The sequence below is a fragment of the Thermococcus sp. EP1 genome (assembly GCF_001317345.1).
Lineage (GTDB): Archaea > Methanobacteriota_B > Thermococci > Thermococcales > Thermococcaceae > Thermococcus_A.
On sequence record NZ_JXCG01000007.1, the window covers coordinates 32,301 to 47,712 of the forward strand.

General features: G+C 39.7%; 15 protein-coding genes. 10 read left to right on the top strand and 5 right to left on the bottom strand.

All coding sequences use genetic code 11. From position 1 onward, the window contains the following. The first annotated feature begins 75 nt into the window (after positions 1-75). The 5 genes from EP1X_RS06805 (at position 76) to EP1X_RS06825 (ending at position 6,427) form a co-directional block, all read left to right on the top strand. The gene (locus tag EP1X_RS06805) at positions 76-2,124 is read left to right on the top strand and encodes a heavy metal translocating P-type ATPase (RefSeq protein WP_055283147.1); all 2,049 of its coding nucleotides are present in this window, start codon (positions 76-78) and stop codon (positions 2,122-2,124) included. Between the two features lie 107 nt (positions 2,125-2,231). Next, entirely contained in the window at positions 2,232-4,637 is a 2,406-nt protein-coding gene (locus EP1X_RS06810; protein ID WP_055282972.1) for an RND family transporter, read from the top strand. A gap of 90 nt (positions 4,638-4,727) precedes the next feature. Further along, positions 4,728-5,291: a TetR/AcrR family transcriptional regulator gene (locus EP1X_RS06815; RefSeq protein WP_055282974.1), complete on the top strand. Its 564-nt coding sequence runs from the start codon at positions 4,728-4,730 to the stop codon at positions 5,289-5,291. 190 nt (positions 5,292-5,481) lie between these two features. Continuing rightward, the gene (locus EP1X_RS06820) at positions 5,482-5,781 is read left to right on the top strand and encodes an SHOCT domain-containing protein (RefSeq protein ID WP_055282976.1); all 300 of its coding nucleotides are present in this window, start codon (positions 5,482-5,484) and stop codon (positions 5,779-5,781) included. A gap of 97 nt (positions 5,782-5,878) precedes the next feature. Then, positions 5,879-6,427, top strand: coding sequence for an SRPBCC family protein (locus EP1X_RS06825; protein WP_055282978.1), 549 nt, complete (start codon positions 5,879-5,881; stop codon positions 6,425-6,427). Here EP1X_RS06825 and EP1X_RS06830 read toward each other — a convergent pair whose 3' ends face one another. The 4 genes from EP1X_RS06830 to EP1X_RS06845 form a co-directional block, all read right to left on the bottom strand. After that, positions 6,428-7,159, bottom strand: coding sequence for a class I SAM-dependent methyltransferase (locus tag EP1X_RS06830; protein ID WP_055282980.1), 732 nt, complete (start codon positions 7,157-7,159; stop codon positions 6,428-6,430). After that, a complete protein-coding gene (locus EP1X_RS06835) occupies positions 7,156-8,313 on the bottom strand; it encodes a cystathionine gamma-synthase (protein ID WP_055282982.1) in 1,158 nt (385 codons plus the stop codon). The genes EP1X_RS06830 and EP1X_RS06835 overlap by 4 nt, the downstream gene beginning before the upstream one ends. Next, positions 8,310-9,494: a PLP-dependent cysteine synthase family protein gene (locus EP1X_RS06840; protein ID WP_253276554.1), complete on the bottom strand. Its 1,185-nt coding sequence runs from the start codon at positions 9,492-9,494 to the stop codon at positions 8,310-8,312. Before EP1X_RS06840 ends, EP1X_RS06835 begins: the two co-directional genes overlap by 4 nt. A gap of 193 nt (positions 9,495-9,687) precedes the next feature. Further along, positions 9,688-10,305, bottom strand: coding sequence for a class I SAM-dependent methyltransferase (locus EP1X_RS06845; protein WP_055282986.1), 618 nt, complete (start codon positions 10,303-10,305; stop codon positions 9,688-9,690). A gap of 154 nt (positions 10,306-10,459) precedes the next feature. On the opposite strand from EP1X_RS06845, the gene EP1X_RS06850 reads away from it, so the two are divergent. From EP1X_RS06850 to EP1X_RS06860, 3 genes are read left to right on the top strand one after another with little or no spacing between them, the layout of a single operon-like run. Then, on the top strand, positions 10,460-10,795 hold the full coding sequence (locus EP1X_RS06850; protein WP_055282988.1) for a hypothetical protein: 336 nt from the start codon (positions 10,460-10,462) through the stop codon (positions 10,793-10,795). Between the two features lie 47 nt (positions 10,796-10,842). Next, positions 10,843-11,196 carry a hypothetical protein gene (locus tag EP1X_RS06855; RefSeq protein ID WP_055282990.1) on the top strand — a complete coding sequence of 118 codons (354 nt, stop codon included), beginning with the start codon at positions 10,843-10,845 and terminating at the stop codon, positions 11,194-11,196. Positions 11,197-11,240: 44 nt separating this feature from the next. Beyond that, positions 11,241-11,984, top strand: a complete 744-nt coding sequence (locus EP1X_RS06860; protein ID WP_253276555.1) for a cytochrome C biogenesis protein — start codon at positions 11,241-11,243, stop codon at positions 11,982-11,984. On the opposite strand, the gene EP1X_RS06865 is transcribed toward EP1X_RS06860, so the two are convergent. Beyond that, the gene (locus tag EP1X_RS06865; protein ID WP_055282992.1) at positions 11,925-12,545 is read right to left on the bottom strand and encodes a TRASH domain-containing protein; all 621 of its coding nucleotides are present in this window, start codon (positions 12,543-12,545) and stop codon (positions 11,925-11,927) included. The two genes, EP1X_RS06860 and EP1X_RS06865, sit on opposite strands and share 60 nt — an antisense overlap. A gap of 132 nt (positions 12,546-12,677) precedes the next feature. Here EP1X_RS06865 and EP1X_RS06870 point away from each other — a divergent pair, with 132 nt between their 5' ends. Together EP1X_RS06870 and EP1X_RS06875 are read left to right on the top strand one after the other, a co-directional pair. Then, positions 12,678-15,083 carry a heavy metal translocating P-type ATPase gene (locus EP1X_RS06870; RefSeq protein WP_055282994.1) on the top strand — a complete coding sequence of 802 codons (2,406 nt, stop codon included), beginning with the start codon at positions 12,678-12,680 and terminating at the stop codon, positions 15,081-15,083. A gap of 11 nt (positions 15,084-15,094) precedes the next feature. Continuing rightward, on the top strand, positions 15,095-15,406 hold the full coding sequence (locus EP1X_RS06875; protein WP_055282996.1) for a thioredoxin family protein: 312 nt from the start codon (positions 15,095-15,097) through the stop codon (positions 15,404-15,406). The last annotated feature ends 6 nt before the right edge of the window (positions 15,407-15,412 follow it).

Genomic DNA, 15,412 nt, shown 5'->3' on the forward strand with positions numbered 1-15,412 from the left:
ATGGATGAGAAACACGGAAATATGGAAAATCATATAGAAATGAACCATGAGAGACATGAAAAAGATCATATGCACATGGAACATGAGAGCACGCATGAAGAAGTAGAACATGGAGGACATGAAATGCACGCTCACGAAGAGCACGAGATGCATGAACATGGAGAGCACAAACATTCACATGCAGAACATCACAAAATGATGATGGAAGATTTCAAGAAGAGGTTTATAGTTTCTGCAATACTCACAATTCCCATATTACTTCTCTCCCCGTTAATTCAGAAGTTTTTAGGATTTACATTCACATTTAAGGGAGACCATTATGTCCTCTTTACACTTTCGGCAATAGTGTACTTCTACGGAGGCTGGCCATTCCTTAACGGCATGATAGACGAGCTCAAGAAAAAATTACCTGGAATGATGACGCTCATAGCCCTAGCAATTACAGTGGCATTCTCCTATAGTGTTGCCGTAACATTTGGGCTTCCTGGAAAGACTTTCTATTGGGAGCTTGCAACACTTATTGACATCATGCTTCTGGGCCATTACATAGAGATGCGTTCTGTTCTTGGTGCATCGAGAGCATTAGAGGAACTAATAAAGTTGATGCCAACTGAAGCTCACTTAATAACTCCTGAAGGAGTTAAAGATATCCCAGTTAGTGAATTGAAGAAGGGAGACATTGTTCTTGTCAAGCCTGGTGAAAAAATACCTTCAGATGGTATTATAATAGAGGGGGAAACAAGTGTAAACGAGGCAATGCTCACAGGTGAGTCAAAGCCAGTTTATAAGAAGGTAGGAGATGGTGTAATAGGTGGTTCAATAAATCTTGAAGGGGCTATAAAAGTTAGGATAGAAAAAACTGGAAAGGATACATATCTAATGCAGGTGGTTGAACTTGTAAGACAGGCCCAAGAGACGAGATCACGGACTCAAGACTTAGCAAATAGAGCAGCTTTTTGGCTTACTCTTATAGCGATAACTGCAGGAAGCATAACTCTTGGTAGTTGGCTTTACTTAGGAATGCCATTTGTTTTTGCCCTTGAAAGAATGGTCACCGTCATGGTTATAACCTGCCCGCATGCGCTTGGACTGGCAGTTCCTTTAGTGGTTTCGGTCTCCACATCAATTTCAGCGAAGAAGGGAATTCTTATTAGGAACAGAGAGGCCTTTGAAAGAGCAAAGGATGTTCAAGTGGTTGTATTTGACAAGACAGGAACACTCACCGAGGGAAAATTTGAGGTAACTGACGTTATTTCACTTGATGAATTTGAGGAGGAAGAGTTAATAAAATATGCTGCTACTTTAGAAAGTCATTCCTCTCACCCAATAGCCCAGGGAATAGTAGAAAAAGCTAAAGAGCTTGGTATTGAGTTCTATGATATAGAAGAATCCAAAGTTCTTCCAGGTAAGGGCGTTCAGGGGATTATTAATGGTAAAGAAGTGTTCGTCGTGAGCCCAGGCTTTCTAAAGGAGAAAGGCCTTTGGAAAGATGATGAACGTGTTAACAAAGTTCTCGAGCAGGGCAAGACAGTGGTATTCTTGCTTATTGATGGTAGGCTCGTAGGTGCTTTGGCTCTAGCCGACAGAATAAGACCAGAATCCCGAGAAGCTGTGAAGAGGCTCCACGAGATGGGAATTAAGGCATACATGCTTACAGGTGACAACGCCAAAGTTGCGAAATGGGTGGCAGAAGAGCTTGGCTTAGATGGATTCTTCGCTGAGGTCTTGCCTCATCAGAAATCTGAAAAAGTACAAGAACTCCAGAAAGAGGGTTTAATTGTTGCAATGGTCGGAGACGGAATAAACGATGCTCCAGCTTTAATTCAAGCTGATGTAGGGATTGCCATTGGAGCTGGAACCGACGTGGCAATAGAAAGTGCAGATATAATTTTAGTTAAAAACGATCCAAGAGACGTTATAACAGCGATACATCTTGCAAGGGCAACCTATGGAAAGATGGTGCAGAACTTAGCATGGGCTACAGGATATAATACGTTTGCAATTCCTTTGGCAGCGGGGACACTTTACAGCTATGGAATACTATTAAGTCCAGCAGTTGGTGCTTTGTTAATGAGCTTAAGCACAGTTATAGTGGCAATAAATGCGAGGTTCTTGAAAGTCTAGTGTAGTCACATTAGATTTTCTCTGTTTTTTACCATTGTTTTGTTTTCTAAGGGTTAAGTTTAAATAGTATAATGACCGACTGGTCGGTAGGTAAGAGGTGATTGAGAATGCAAAAAATAGCCAAATGGATTGCTTTTCATCCAAAAAGTGCTATAGCACTAGTTTTAGTCATTACAATTATCTTTACTTCTTTCACTGCTAATCTACAGGAGGAAACTAGCTTAGAGAGCCTGTTTCCTAATTATCCCGAAGTTGGAATAATGGAGGATATACAAAATGATTTTGGAAATCAGGAACCGGTGATAATACTTATTCAGGGGGAAGATGTCTTAACGCCAGAATATTTCAAGAAAACAGCAGATATCACAGAGAAGATTTGGAAAGATACTATCATTAACTCTGCTTTAATGGAGCCCAAAGATGAGAGTATAACCTCTCTTCCTGAATTTTTGGCTATCTATCGGCTTTCGCTGAAAGGAAATTTTAATCCTTCCAAAGAACAGGTTTTGGAAGAAATACGCTCTTTTGCATCAAAAGACGAGATAATCAGAACTTTTAATGCTTTTCTGGAGGATCCAAATGTTCCTCAAGTTATGAAAGATTATGTTCTCGTTTTTCTGCCGAAGACTTTTGATAGAGAGGCTATGAAAAGCGATAAGATGGTGATTTACATCTCGTTAGACGCTGCCCTCTCGAATGGTGAACTTGAGAAGATTGAGCTTAGAATTGAGAGCACGGCCAAAAGCATTGATGCAAAAACTCTAACTTACGGCTTCAAGCTCCTGAACTACTATTATGTAAAAACGGAGGAGCGTTTAATTCCTGCATTTTTGATTGCATTGATTTTAATTCTAGCTTTGATGATACTTAACTTTAGGCGCTTAAGTGATGTTGCGATCTCGCTAACAACGCTCTTTTTGGCAATGCTTTGGACTTTTGGTCTAGCTGGGCTTTTAGAATGGAAAATTGATGTAATGGCTGGCATGGTGCCCATATTAATTCTTGGTTTGGGCATAGACTTCTCTTTTCACGTGCTCATGAACTACAGGGAGAAGCTTAAGGAAACTTCCGATCCTAAGAAGTCCGCTTATTTAGTGCTCTCCACAGTTGGAATTGCTCTTCTTTTGGCGATGGTTACAACTGTTGTAGGCTTTTCATCGAATGGAATTTCTAAAATTCCAAGCATGAGGCATTTTGGATTTCTTTCGGCTTTTTCAATTCTGGCGATTTTTGTGCTAAACTTAACATTTGTTCCTGCCATGAGAGAGCTGTTGGATTTAAGAAAAGCCAAAAGGCAGTTTGAAACCTTTAAACAAAGAGAACTCGTTAAAAATGGTGTAATCAAAAGGCTTCTCTGGCTCATTAAGAAGCCTTCGATAGTGGTTATCTTTCTTATCATAATTTTTGGTGTAGCTCTGCCCGGCTGGGCTTTGGGCTTTGGAATGAAGGCTTCATATGATCCAACAGGGGAGTTAGCTACAGATTTGGACATAACCAAAGCCTATGATATCTTAAATGAAGAATTCGATGTTGGCACGGAGACTGTTTTCATACGGGTTGATGGCAAGTTAACAGACCCAAAATTCTGGGACGAGCTTGAAAAAGCTATTGAAAATATGAATGATGACAAATATATAGTTGTTTATGGTGAAAAAGCCCGTGTGGAATGGATTTTAAGCCTACTCCCATTCTTCATAATGGAAGATCAAAGAGTTGCAGGCGCTTACATCTTAGTGGATAAAAATAGGGATGGTAAAATCGATAGGGATGTAACTCCTGCAGAGCTAAAAGCTTTCTTAAGCGCTCTTTATGAGGCTCCGATGGGGAAGTATTATCTCCACAAGGATGAAAATGGAAACTTTGATGGCTTAATAATAAGGGTTGCAACGAGGACAAAGCTTGGTTACCATGGCAAAAAGCTTTTGGAAGAGCTTAAAGAGGACTTTAAGGCCGTTAACGCGAATGTAAGCTTTACGGGGATGCCAATAATCTGGGCCAGAGGGTTGGACGACATTAGGGATTCGATGGCAAACTCTATTTTCCTATGCTTAGCATTTGCTTTCATAGTGCTTCCAATAGCGTTTGGTCTTTTCCACCGTTCTCCATTGTTAGGATTCCTAACGGCTCTTCCTCCGTTCATAACCATTGGATGGCTCTTCATGACAATGAAGTTCTTGGGAATTCCACTAAATATGATGACTGCAATGGTTGGAGCAATAATAGTTGGTATAGGAATAGATTATCCAATTCACATAGCAAATCGGTGGGCACTTGAAAGAAAAGAAGGTAAAACTCTGGAGGAGTGTTATGCAATTTCTCTATCTAGCACAGGAAAGGAGGTGCTGTACTCTGCTCTAACGACTCTTGTTGCCTTTGGAGTTTTTATTCTTATACCAATACCAGTAATTGCCCAATTCGCCATTACAACGCTTTTTGGGTTGATATACAGTTTTGTTGGGGCAGTACTAACTTTGCCACTTCTCTTGAGGTCATTTTGGCACAGGAGTGATTGAAGTGGTGAAGGTCATAGAGGAGTATTGGATTTAAAACGTATTGAAAAGGGTAGTTAATTGTTTTTATTCACATGGAGGAGGTTGCTGAAAATGAGGAGGAAAGAAACTAAAGAGAGGATTTTAGAGGTTGCCCTTGAACTTTTTAGCGAGAGAGCTTATGATGATGTTTCAATGGAGGAAATTGCGAAAAAAGTTGGACTCTCAAAAGGAGGGCTCTTCTATCACTTTTCCTCAAAGTATGAGCTTGCTAAAGAAGCGTTGTTTTATGGATTTGAGCAGTGGGCTAAGGCAATATTCCCTAAAATTCTAAGTGCAAAGTCGCCGGAAGATAAGTTTAAAGCGCTGATTGATTATTCATTTGAGTTTATTTTGGATAACCCAAAACTTTCGCGTTTTTTCTTAGAGGTTTATGAAGAGAGCATCAAACATGGAAACGGATTGGAACAGTGGAAGGGATTTTATGAGGAGTATTTAGAGCTCTTCGGTAGTATTTTTGAGGAACTTGGAGTCTTAAATCCAAGGGTAAGGGCAATACTTTTTGGAGCTCTTTTGGATGGTTTGGCCATTCATTATCTAATGGCGGGGGAATATTTTGATATCAGAGACCTGAAAAAGGAAATTCTTGAAATCTTTCTTGCTGGGAGAAAGGACTGAAGGCTTGATGTTCATATACATTAAGGATAGTGGACTTAAAAAGAGGGGGAGAGAGTAAAGGATCATAGAATGAAAGTAGAAAACTTACATTACTTTATTTTTTGCGAAATTGGGGATTGCTATTTTTACACTTTGGTAAAAATAAGAGATATAACTCTTTATAGATAAGTAATAAGTGAGGCGAGCAAAAATGATGTTTGAAAATTTTGGAAACTATCTCGTTCACATGGGAGAATTTGAATGGGGGTGGCATGACATGATGGGATTTGGCTACTTTGGAATCGTCGGAGCAATATTCATGCTCTTATTCTGGGTTGCAATAATAGTTGCAGTAGTATGGTTCATTAAGTGGATAATCGAGCAGAGCTCAAGCGGGACCACAAAGACATCAAAAAATCGAGCACTTGAAATACTTGACGAGAAATATGCAAGGGGAGAAATAGATGACGAGGAATACGAAAGAAGAAAAAGGAAGCTTCTAGAAGGTTAGTACTTTTTCATCTGTTTTCAGATTTTTTAATATTTTTATGTTATTACCCAATTTTAAAGAATATAAGCAACTGCTTGATGAATGAAGGCGGTGGAAAATGAATTCGAAAAAATACGACCAGCAGAAAATTCACTTAATTGTCAAGAGGCTTAAAAATACACAGGTTAAGTTTTTAGAGTGCAAACCATCGCGAAGTTTCTCTCATTGTGTCAGGATAGCAGTGCTTATTGATGCGAGAGTTGAGGAAGTTTTTTCTCTCGTATCCAACATTAATAATCATAGATTATTCTGGCCGGAATATGAGTTTAAATCTGAAGACGATGGGGAATTGAAGAAAGGGTTAATATACTACATCCGTGAAAAAGGAGCAGAAAAGTGGGTAAAATATCGAATTGCAGATTTCAACGAAAACTCTTTTTATTCCGGAGAAATGATAGGGAACGATCCATTTTTTAAAAAATTGCGATATGAACACTATTTCATCCCTGTGGATAACATGACTATAAGTATTGAGTGTGTGTACTACACCCTTCGCTATGGTTTTCTGGGGAAAATCTTGAACCTCTTCATAGCAGAGCGTATCATCAAAAAGAGGCTTTTAAAAGCTCACTTAAAGCTAAAAGAAGTGGCAGAAAAAGAGCTCTAGTTAAGCAAACACTGCCTTATAAAGCCCGACTATGATGTCACCGACTTCACAGTACACATCCATATAGCTGGTTTTCACTTCCTTGAATATCTTTGAGCCCATCTCTTTTATTTCCTCTAATGAAAAGCCAAGGTGAGTGTCTTTCAAAGTTTCCTTGAGCTCCTCATGCTCGTGTTTGAGGACGTCAACTATTATCACCTTACCGCTTTCGTTTAAAACGCTCTTCATGCTCTCTAGTACTCTGTCAGGATTCAGGAAGTGATGGAACGCCAGGGTGGAGAGCACGATGTCGAATTCTTTTGGAACATTTATGCCGTAGTGTTTATTGGCAATCTCAATGGATTCCCTAATTTTCTCGGCAACTCCCCAAATGGGTGCTATCCCTTTTTCATTAAGCCTTTTCAGCATGCTTGGAGTTATATCTAAAGCATACACATCTGCTTTGACTCCTCTATCTTCGAGCTTCCTCTTGATTCTCTCTGTGAAAAACCCTGAGCCAGCTGCAACGTCTAAGAGCTTAATGCTTTCCTTGTTTAGCTTCAGAATTTCTTTAGCGATATCGTTAACTATTGTTTCTATGCACTCCTCTCTGAGGTAGTCTCTCACGATATCATCCCTCTGGGGGGCTTCTTCTTCAAAGTACTCTATTTGCTCAACGAGATCTTTCGCTGACTTCTTGTCAAAGCCGAGCTTTTTCAAGAATTCTTTAACCTCATCCATGCTTGGTATCATTTTCTCACCGCCTCAAAGCCCCTCTCCAGATCTTCAATGAGATCCTCAACGTCTTCTATTCCAACCGAAACTCTGATAAGGGAGTCTTTTATGCCAACTTTCTCCCTTTCCTCCTTTGGAAGAGAGGCGTGGGTCATCAAAGCCGGGAGCTCAATTAGTGATTCCACTCCTCCCAAGCTTTCAGCCAGTGCAAAAATCTTCAAGCTCTCGACGAATTTCACTGCCTCCTTCAATCCTCCTTTAAGCTCGAATGAGAGCATTCCCCCAAAGCCGCGCATTTGCCTTCTTGCGAGCTCGTGCTGCGGATGGGAAGGCAAGCCCGGATAGTAAACTCTCTCAATCAATGGGTGCTCTTCTAGATACTTTGCAATCCTCATAGCGTTCTTCTCGTGCCTCTCCATCCTAACAGCAAGCGTTTTAATGCCTCTCATAACGAGCCAGGAGTCAAAGGGGGACAAAATTGCACCGACTGCGTTTTGATGGAACTTCAACTTTTCATAGATCTCATCGTCATTTACCATCACGGCCCCTCCGACAACGTCGGAGTGACCTCCTAGGTATTTAGTGACGCTGTGGAGAACTATGTCAGCACCTAAGTCAAGGGGATTTTGGAAGTAGGGACTTGCAAATGTGTTGTCCACAACCATGACTAAATCTCTCTCATGAGCAATCTCAGATATCGCCTTGATGTCAGCGAGCTTTAAGAGGGGATTTGTGGGAGTTTCGAGCCAAATCATCTTTGTGTTCTCTTTTATTGCACTTTTGGCGTTTTCCGGTTCCCTTGCATCCACGTAAGTAAACTCAATCCCAAAGCGTTCCATAACTTGATTGAACAGCCTCTTAGTGCCGCCGTAAAGGTCATCAAAAGCTATGATATGATCTCCTTTCTTTAGTAAAGCTAGGAGTATTGTGGACTCAGCGGCTAACCCCGAGGAAAAAGCCAACCCATAGTTAGCGTTTTCAAGTGCCGCTAATTTTTTCTCAAGGTTATCCCTTGTGGGGTTGCCGCTTCTGGAGTAAACATAACCTTCCTCAACTTCCCTTATGCTCTTCTTTGCGAAGGTTGTCGAGAGATGAATGGGGGAGACAACGTCGCCGTACTGCATGTTTTCCGGCTCTTCACCGATGTGAATAGCTTTGGTTGAAAACTTCATCTTAATCCCTCCAGAACTTTTTCATCATCAGTTTCAAAACCGTTCTCAAGAAGCCATTTATCGTTGAATATCTTTGTTAAGTAGTTCCTTCCAGTGTCTGGGAATATTATAACGACCCTTTTTCCTTTTACTCCATTTTCTTTGAGATATTTTATTGTCCCATATAAAGCAGCTCCTGAAGAGCCACCAACTAAGATACCTTCTTTCCTCGCCAAGAAGCGCGTCATTGCAAAGGCTTCCTGATCATTGACGACAACTATATCATCAACTAGGTTCAAATCAACAGTCTCTGGGAGAATGTCTTCTCCAATTCCTTCTACCAAATATGGATGGGCTTTTTTCACAGCCTCTTCTAGGCTCATCCCCTTCTTTACGAGATTGTATATTGAACCGACAGGATCAACCCCTATTATCTTCACGTCCCTTCTCTTTTCTTTTATGTAGCGTCCGATGCCAGTGATTGTTCCACCGGTACCTATGCCAGCGAATAGATAGTTTATGCTCCCTTTTGTTTGTTTCCAGATCTCTCTCGCTGTGGTCTCATAGTGTGCCAAAGGGTTGTATTTGTTGAAGTACTGGTTGGGAATGTAAGCGTAAGGTGTTTCTTCAACTCTTTCATCTAGGATTGCCCTAAGTTCATCAATCTTCTCCTCTTTTACAAGCTTTTGCACATATTCCACTATTTCTTTAAGTTCTTCTCGAGTCACTGGTCTTTTTTTCTTCCAGATGAGGTTTCTTACAGCCTCAGCTACCTTGTAGTAAGAGTTTGGATCACTTGGGGCAACAGCAGTAGGTGTTCTGATCACGAAAGCTCCTAGGGCTTTGAGAAGAAACTCCTTTTCAAGACTCATTTTATCTGGCATCGTGAAAACTGTTAAGTATCCTTCATCAGCAGCTACCAGGGCTAGACCCAAGCCAGTGTTTCCTGAAGTAGGCTCTATTATAACTCCGCCTTCAACTATTTTTCCTTCTTTTTTAGCGCCTTCAATCATGTATTTGCCTATTCTGTCTTTTATACTTCCTCCAGGGTTGAAAAACTCTACTTTGGCATATAACTCATTCTTGACGTTGAAGTACTTCTCTATCTTTTTAAGCCTGACTAAGGGGGTCTCTCCGATAGTTTGTACGATGTCATCATAAATACTCAATTTTGTGTAATTTTCTACCATCTTAACCCTCACCTACCCATTGATGAATAAAAATGCATATATATCTTTCGGTTGTGGCAAAGCTGTTTTTCGAAAAATCGAAAATATTTCAGCCAGATTTAACAAAAGGTTTGGAATAAAAAGTTTTGGACACAAATGTAGAATGAAGAAATGCTATTCATCCTAAAAACAATATTGTAAAATGGTGCATAAGATGCCAACTTGATTATTCGTCTGTAGGTTTTGTGGCAATTATAAGCCTCACAATATCAAAGAATAAATTCTCGACCTTCTCTATCTTAAAACCTGCTTTTTCAATATTTTTTTGAGTTTCCCTGAGCATTGAAGTGCCAAGAAGTGTTTTGATGAAAGGTTCCATGAGGTAGAGGGGGATATTTAAAAGTCTCGAATTGCTTTTCATATGTTCCAAAAATATGGCAGTTCCTCCGGGTTTCAGGACCCTATATGCTTCTTTCAGTCCTTTAATTGGGTCAGGAACTGTACAAAAAACAAAGGTGCTTACAACAGTATCAAAGGTATTGTCATCGAATTCCATATTTTGAGCGTCCATGTAGAGCAACTTAACATTCTCTAATCCAAGTTCTTTCTTTCTTTTTTCAGCTTTTTCAAGCATTCCTCGACTGAAATCTATACCTATTACTTCAACCCCTTCTGGATAATATGGAAGGTTTTTTCCAGTTCCAATACCAATCTCAAGAACTTTGCCTTTAGCTAAGCTTAAAGCTTTCTTTCTATATTTCGAAAATGCTCTCATTTCCATAGGACTCTCAAAAAGATCGTAAATTTTTGAAAACCGATCATATTTTTTTGCTGGAGTATTCATTTTCTTCACAGTTTGTATTTCTGCAAACTTTCAATTAAGTTTATTCCTTCGATTTGGTAAACTTTGCCATCGTTAATTCTCATAATGCAAATAATAAGCCTATTATCCATCGCCATCTTATCTGAGTGTGAAGATATAAAAAGGTGATGTAGAAATGGAATGGAAGTCAGTATTAATCGGGTTTATAATTGGAGCGCTCATAGCACTTCCTTATGGTTTAGCTCATTCAGGAGCATTTGATGGAGATGAGAGGGACAGTTTTTGGAATGAATTTGGACCAATGATAGGCCCTATGCATGGTGGAATGATGGGACACGGCATGATGGATGAACATGAGGAGATGGAGGAATACATGGAGACAGGCAACTTTGCTGAAATGCACGAGGAAATGGAAGAAGAGATGGAGGAGTACATGAGTGAAGACTGGAAAGAGATGCATGAATACTGTGAAAGGTTTATGGGTATAGAGGAAGATTCAGAAGATGAGTGAATTGATTAGCATTTTTATTTTTGTAACCTTTTTTAGGAGGAAAGATCATGAGAAAGGCCCTTTTTGGGATTTTAATTTCAGCAATATTAATTCTATCTCTCTCATACTACAGTATAGTTTCTAAGGAGCAGGATATTTTTTCTGGATATGTGGTTGAAGGAAAACCCGTAGAGGTTCAAAATGCCATAGTTCTTGCTGACACTGATTGTATACCTGATAAAGATTATACGACTCTTACGTGCACTGCGATAATTGATATTGGGAGAGAAATTCTGAAAGTACGTTACACCCACCCTATTGATGTACCATGCCTCTCAAGAGGGGATAAGGTTAATATATCTATAGAGGGGGATTCAACACTAAGGCTCATACGTGTAGGTAAACCCTCAATGGAGCACTAAATTACCCACTAATCTAAAATTACTCTTTAAGGAGTGTGGAAAAAATGAAAAATAGAGCTATTTTAATATTGTTTAGTATATTGGGTATGGGAAAAGGTGCTCTAGCAGAGACTGTTAATGAGTTTACCAGCCTAACAACCTTTTCAGTAATAGCACTTGGGATTCTAAATGCATTTAGGCCTTCTGTTTTCTTGATGATAGTATTTCTCCTATCAATGATAGCTCTACTGGATGAAAATAAAATACTTAAAGTGGGCCTTTCCTTTACTGCAGGTGCCTTTCTAGGTTATACCATAATAGCTTCTGCTTTGATGAATCTTCACGGAAAATTCCTGTTTTTAAGGTATTTTGTAGTAGCTTTTGGAATTATAGTGGGAATTTATAAAATACTTTCTTCACTTGGATATGTGAAAATCTCTCCTAACAATCCTTTGAGAGAAAAAAGTAATAGGATACTAGAAAAAGCGACTTCGCCGTCTAGTGCTTTTTTAGTAGGAGGTCTCATGTCTTTCTTCTCACTTTCATGTGTTCTTCCTTCATACCTCTTAGTGACTTCTCTCCTTTCGGATGGATTTTCATTAGGTGTTAGAGTGGCTCTTTTGGCTATATTTGTTGGAATATCGGTTTTTCCTCTGGTCTTGGTCACTCTAGGATTTCATTACGGCAATAAGTATACAAAACTTGGAGTGGCAGTCGACAAACTCTCAAAAATGAGTGGAAGAGGGGACCTAGCTATGGGTGTGATCTTGGTGACTGTGAGTATTCTTTACCTTTTGTTCCTTGGATAGTCTAACCTTCTCTAAATTCTCTCTCGCTTTTTTAAACTCTCTAAAACAGGTTTCGCAGCAGAAGAAATACACTTTGTTGCGATACTTATATACTATAGGTTCCTCGACAATGTCCTTTCCACAATAATCACATTTAAATGGGACTCTTATCTTTATTGGTCTCTCTCGCTCTCTCATCTCTAGTACTGGCATTATCTCAATTACTTCAAACCCAGCCTTCTCAACAACTTGTCTAAGCTGCTCCATGTTTTCTACTGCAATCTTTATAATATACTTTTTACTTGTAAACTTATTAATCTCGATGATCTCATCAAATTCTTCAAGTTTTTCGGGAGTGTCGGTTTTGATGATCATTATTACTATATTCTCAGCTCTCTCAAGTTCTGGGGAAATTTTTATTGTATATCCTCTGATTATTCTCTCTTTTTCTAATTTTTCTATTCTTGCTCTTACAGTAGGTCTGCTTACTCCTAAAATCTCTGCTAATTCAGAGATGCTAAGCCTTGAGTTGTCTCTCAGTAGATATATGAGTTTTAAGTCAATTTCATCAAGCTTTACCATTTAGACCCTCCTACAGGTATTCACATTTATCATGGTTATCAAACTATAAAAATTTTCCTATGTTATTTTACATTTTGTTAAGAAATAACTTCAATAATTCTTCTAATAGACTATATAACAGAGGTGAATCTCATGGACGTGAATATTAAAATTACTGGAATGAGTTGCGCTTCCTGTGCTAAAACTATAGAGGTAGCTCTTAGAGAATTAGAGGGTATAAAGGATGTTAAAGTAAACTTAGCGACAGAAAGTGCATACGTTAAATTCGACGAATCTATGGTTAATATAACTCAAATCATTAGAGCAATAGAGAGTGTTGGCTATGGTGTCGTTAGAGAAAAGAGGGATGCAATAATTAAAATCGGCGGCATGACCTGTGCATCATGTGTAAAAACGATAGAAGTTGCCCTAAAAGAGTTACCGGGAGTACTGGACGTTAAAGTAAACCTTGCCACTGAGAAGGCAACTGTCAGTTATGATCCAACATTAGTGGATATGGAAGATATTCAAAAGACCATAGAAGAGTTTGGTTATCAATTTTTGGGCGTTGAAGGGGAAGAGAGTGTGGATATTGAAAAAGAAGCAAGAGAAAGACATCTAAAAGATATGAAGAAAAAACTTATTGTTGCTTGGACATTCGGTGGAATTATAACTCTAATGACTTATAGATGGCTTTTGGGCTTTGACTTTGAGATTCCCTACATGCTCTGGATACAGTTTGCCTTAGCGACGCCAGTCATAGCGTATTCAGGAAAAGAAATGTTCTTAAAAGCCGTTAGGTCTTTGAGACATAAGACACTCAACATGGATGTGATGTACTCAATGGGTGTAGGCTCAGCATACATTGCTAGCGTGCTTGCAACAGTTGGTATTTTGCCCACGGAATACAACTTCTATGAAGCGAGCGTGCTCTTATTGGCATTCTTGCTTTTGGGTAGATATCTGGAACACGTAGCAAAAGGCAGAACTAGTGAGGCAATTAAGAAGCTTATGGGTCTGCAGGCCAAGAAAGCAACTGTAATCAGGGATGGAAAGGAAATTGAGATACCTGTAAGTCAAGTTAAAGTTGGAGATATTGTGATTGTCAAGCCTGGAGAGAAAATACCGGTTGATGGTATAGTCCTTGAAGGGGAAAGCTATGTTGACGAGTCAATGATTACAGGAGAGCCGATTCCAAACTTAAAGAGGAAAGGCGATGAGGTAATCGGCGGAACCATAAACAAGAACTCCGTTTTAAAGATTGAGGCAAAAAGAGTTGGAGGAGACACGGTTTTAGCTCAAATAATTAAACTCGTTGAGGAAGCTCAGAACACTAGACCACCAATACAAAGGATAGCTGATAGGATAGTGACTTACTTTATTCCTGTAGTATTGACAATAGGCTTAATCTCCTTTGCATATTGGGGATTCATAGCAAAGCAACCCCTCATCTTTGCATTCACCACGCTGATCAGCGTCTTAGTGATAGCATGCCCATGTGCCTTTGGACTAGCAACACCTACTGCTCTAACTGTGGGAATGGGTAAAGGGGCTGAGATGGGAATTTTAATTAAAAACGGTGAAGTGCTTGAAATAGCTAGAAAGGCCACAGTAGTGCTCTTTGACAAGACGGGAACCCTAACTAAAGGAAAGCCAGAGGTTACGGATGTAGTGACTTTTGGCATAGACGAGAAGGAGCTTTTAGAATTGGTGGCATCTGCCGAAAAGCGCTCAGAGCACCCCTTGGGAGAAGCAATAGTTAGAAAAGCCCAAGAGCTTGGCTTGGAGTTGGAAGAGCCTGAGCAGTTTGAGGCAATCACTGGAAAAGGTGTTAAGGCTAAGGTGCGTGGAAGGGAAGTCCTAGCGGGGAATAGAAAGCTGTTAAGAGAGAACGGGTATTCAATAGAACGCATTGAAAAGACGCTTCACAAGCTCGAAGATGAGGCGAAAACGGCTATAATAATAGCTATAGATGGCGAGATAGTCGGCGTCATCGGAATTGCGGACACAATAAAGGAGCATGCAAAGGAAGCTATTGAGGAACTGCACAAAATGGGTAAGAAAGTAGGCATGATTACTGGGGACAATAAGAGGACTGCGAATGCAATAGCAAAGCAATTAGGAGTTGACTATGTCCTAGCTGAAGTCCTGCCTCAAGATAAGGCCAATGAGGTTAGAAAGCTCCAAGAAAAGGGAGAAGTGGTCATCTTCGTTGGAGATGGAATTAATGATGCCCCTGCTTTAGCTCAAGCGGACATAGGTATAGCAGTAAGTTCAGGAACTGATATAGCAATGGAAAGTGGTGAGATAGTCCTTATGAAAAATGACATAAGGGATGTCGTCAAGGCAATAAAGCTTAGTCAAAAAACCCTTTCAAAGATCAAGCAGAATTTCTTCTGGGCAATGATATACAACTTAATCCTAATTCCAATAGCTGCAGGACTGGGTTATATCTTACTTGGAATCCAGTTCCAGCCAGAGTGGGCTGCAGGTGCAATGTCATTAAGTAGTGTGAGCGTTGTGAGTAACTCCCTCTTATTAAAGAGGACTAGGATTTGAGGTGGTTAAGAATGATTAAAGAATTTGATGGAGATTTTGAAGTGATCAAGAGGGCTAAACATGCCCTCCTTTGGTTTTCTTCTCCCGGCTGCCCTCCATGCAAGATGATTGAACCATTTATGCATGAGCTTAGTGAGAGGTATAAGGAAGTGGAATTTTGGGAAGTCGATATAGAAAAATATCCCAGAGTGGCTCAGACTTTTGAGATATTAAATGTTCCAACGTTGGTTTATCTAAAGAAAGGTGGAGAAGTCGACAGGCAAAACTTAGTGAGGAGAAAAGAGGAAGTAGAAGAAAGACTAAAAAAGCTACTCAAAGTTTAACTTCAA

What these genes read in the sequence shown, in the direction of transcription:
- EP1X_RS06855 (WP_055282990.1), top strand. Translation starts at nt 10,843, where the DNA reads ATGAGAAAGGCCCTTTTTGGGATTTTAATTTCAGCAATATTAATTCTA.
- EP1X_RS06810 (WP_055282972.1), top strand. Translation starts at nt 2,232, where the DNA reads ATGCAAAAAATAGCCAAATGGATTGCTTTTCATCCAAAAAGTGCTATA.
- EP1X_RS06825 (WP_055282978.1), top strand. Translation starts at nt 5,879, where the DNA reads ATGAATTCGAAAAAATACGACCAGCAGAAAATTCACTTAATTGTCAAG.
- EP1X_RS06875 (WP_055282996.1), top strand. Translation starts at nt 15,095, where the DNA reads ATGATTAAAGAATTTGATGGAGATTTTGAAGTGATCAAGAGGGCTAAA.
- EP1X_RS06870 (WP_055282994.1), top strand. Translation starts at nt 12,678, where the DNA reads ATGGACGTGAATATTAAAATTACTGGAATGAGTTGCGCTTCCTGTGCT.
- EP1X_RS06845 (WP_055282986.1), bottom strand. Translation starts at nt 10,305, where the DNA reads ATGAATACTCCAGCAAAAAAATATGATCGGTTTTCAAAAATTTACGAT.
- EP1X_RS06805 (WP_055283147.1), top strand. Translation starts at nt 76, where the DNA reads ATGGAACATGAGAGCACGCATGAAGAAGTAGAACATGGAGGACATGAA.
- EP1X_RS06815 (WP_055282974.1), top strand. Translation starts at nt 4,728, where the DNA reads ATGAGGAGGAAAGAAACTAAAGAGAGGATTTTAGAGGTTGCCCTTGAA.
- EP1X_RS06830 (WP_055282980.1), bottom strand. Translation starts at nt 7,159, where the DNA reads ATGATACCAAGCATGGATGAGGTTAAAGAATTCTTGAAAAAGCTCGGC.
- EP1X_RS06850 (WP_055282988.1), top strand. Translation starts at nt 10,460, where the DNA reads ATGGAATGGAAGTCAGTATTAATCGGGTTTATAATTGGAGCGCTCATA.
- EP1X_RS06820 (WP_055282976.1), top strand. Translation starts at nt 5,482, where the DNA reads ATGATGTTTGAAAATTTTGGAAACTATCTCGTTCACATGGGAGAATTT.
- EP1X_RS06865 (WP_055282992.1), bottom strand. Translation starts at nt 12,545, where the DNA reads ATGGTAAAGCTTGATGAAATTGACTTAAAACTCATATATCTACTGAGA.
- EP1X_RS06835 (WP_055282982.1), bottom strand. Translation starts at nt 8,313, where the DNA reads ATGAAGTTTTCAACCAAAGCTATTCACATCGGTGAAGAGCCGGAAAAC.
- EP1X_RS06860 (WP_253276555.1), top strand. Translation starts at nt 11,241, where the DNA reads ATGAAAAATAGAGCTATTTTAATATTGTTTAGTATATTGGGTATGGGA.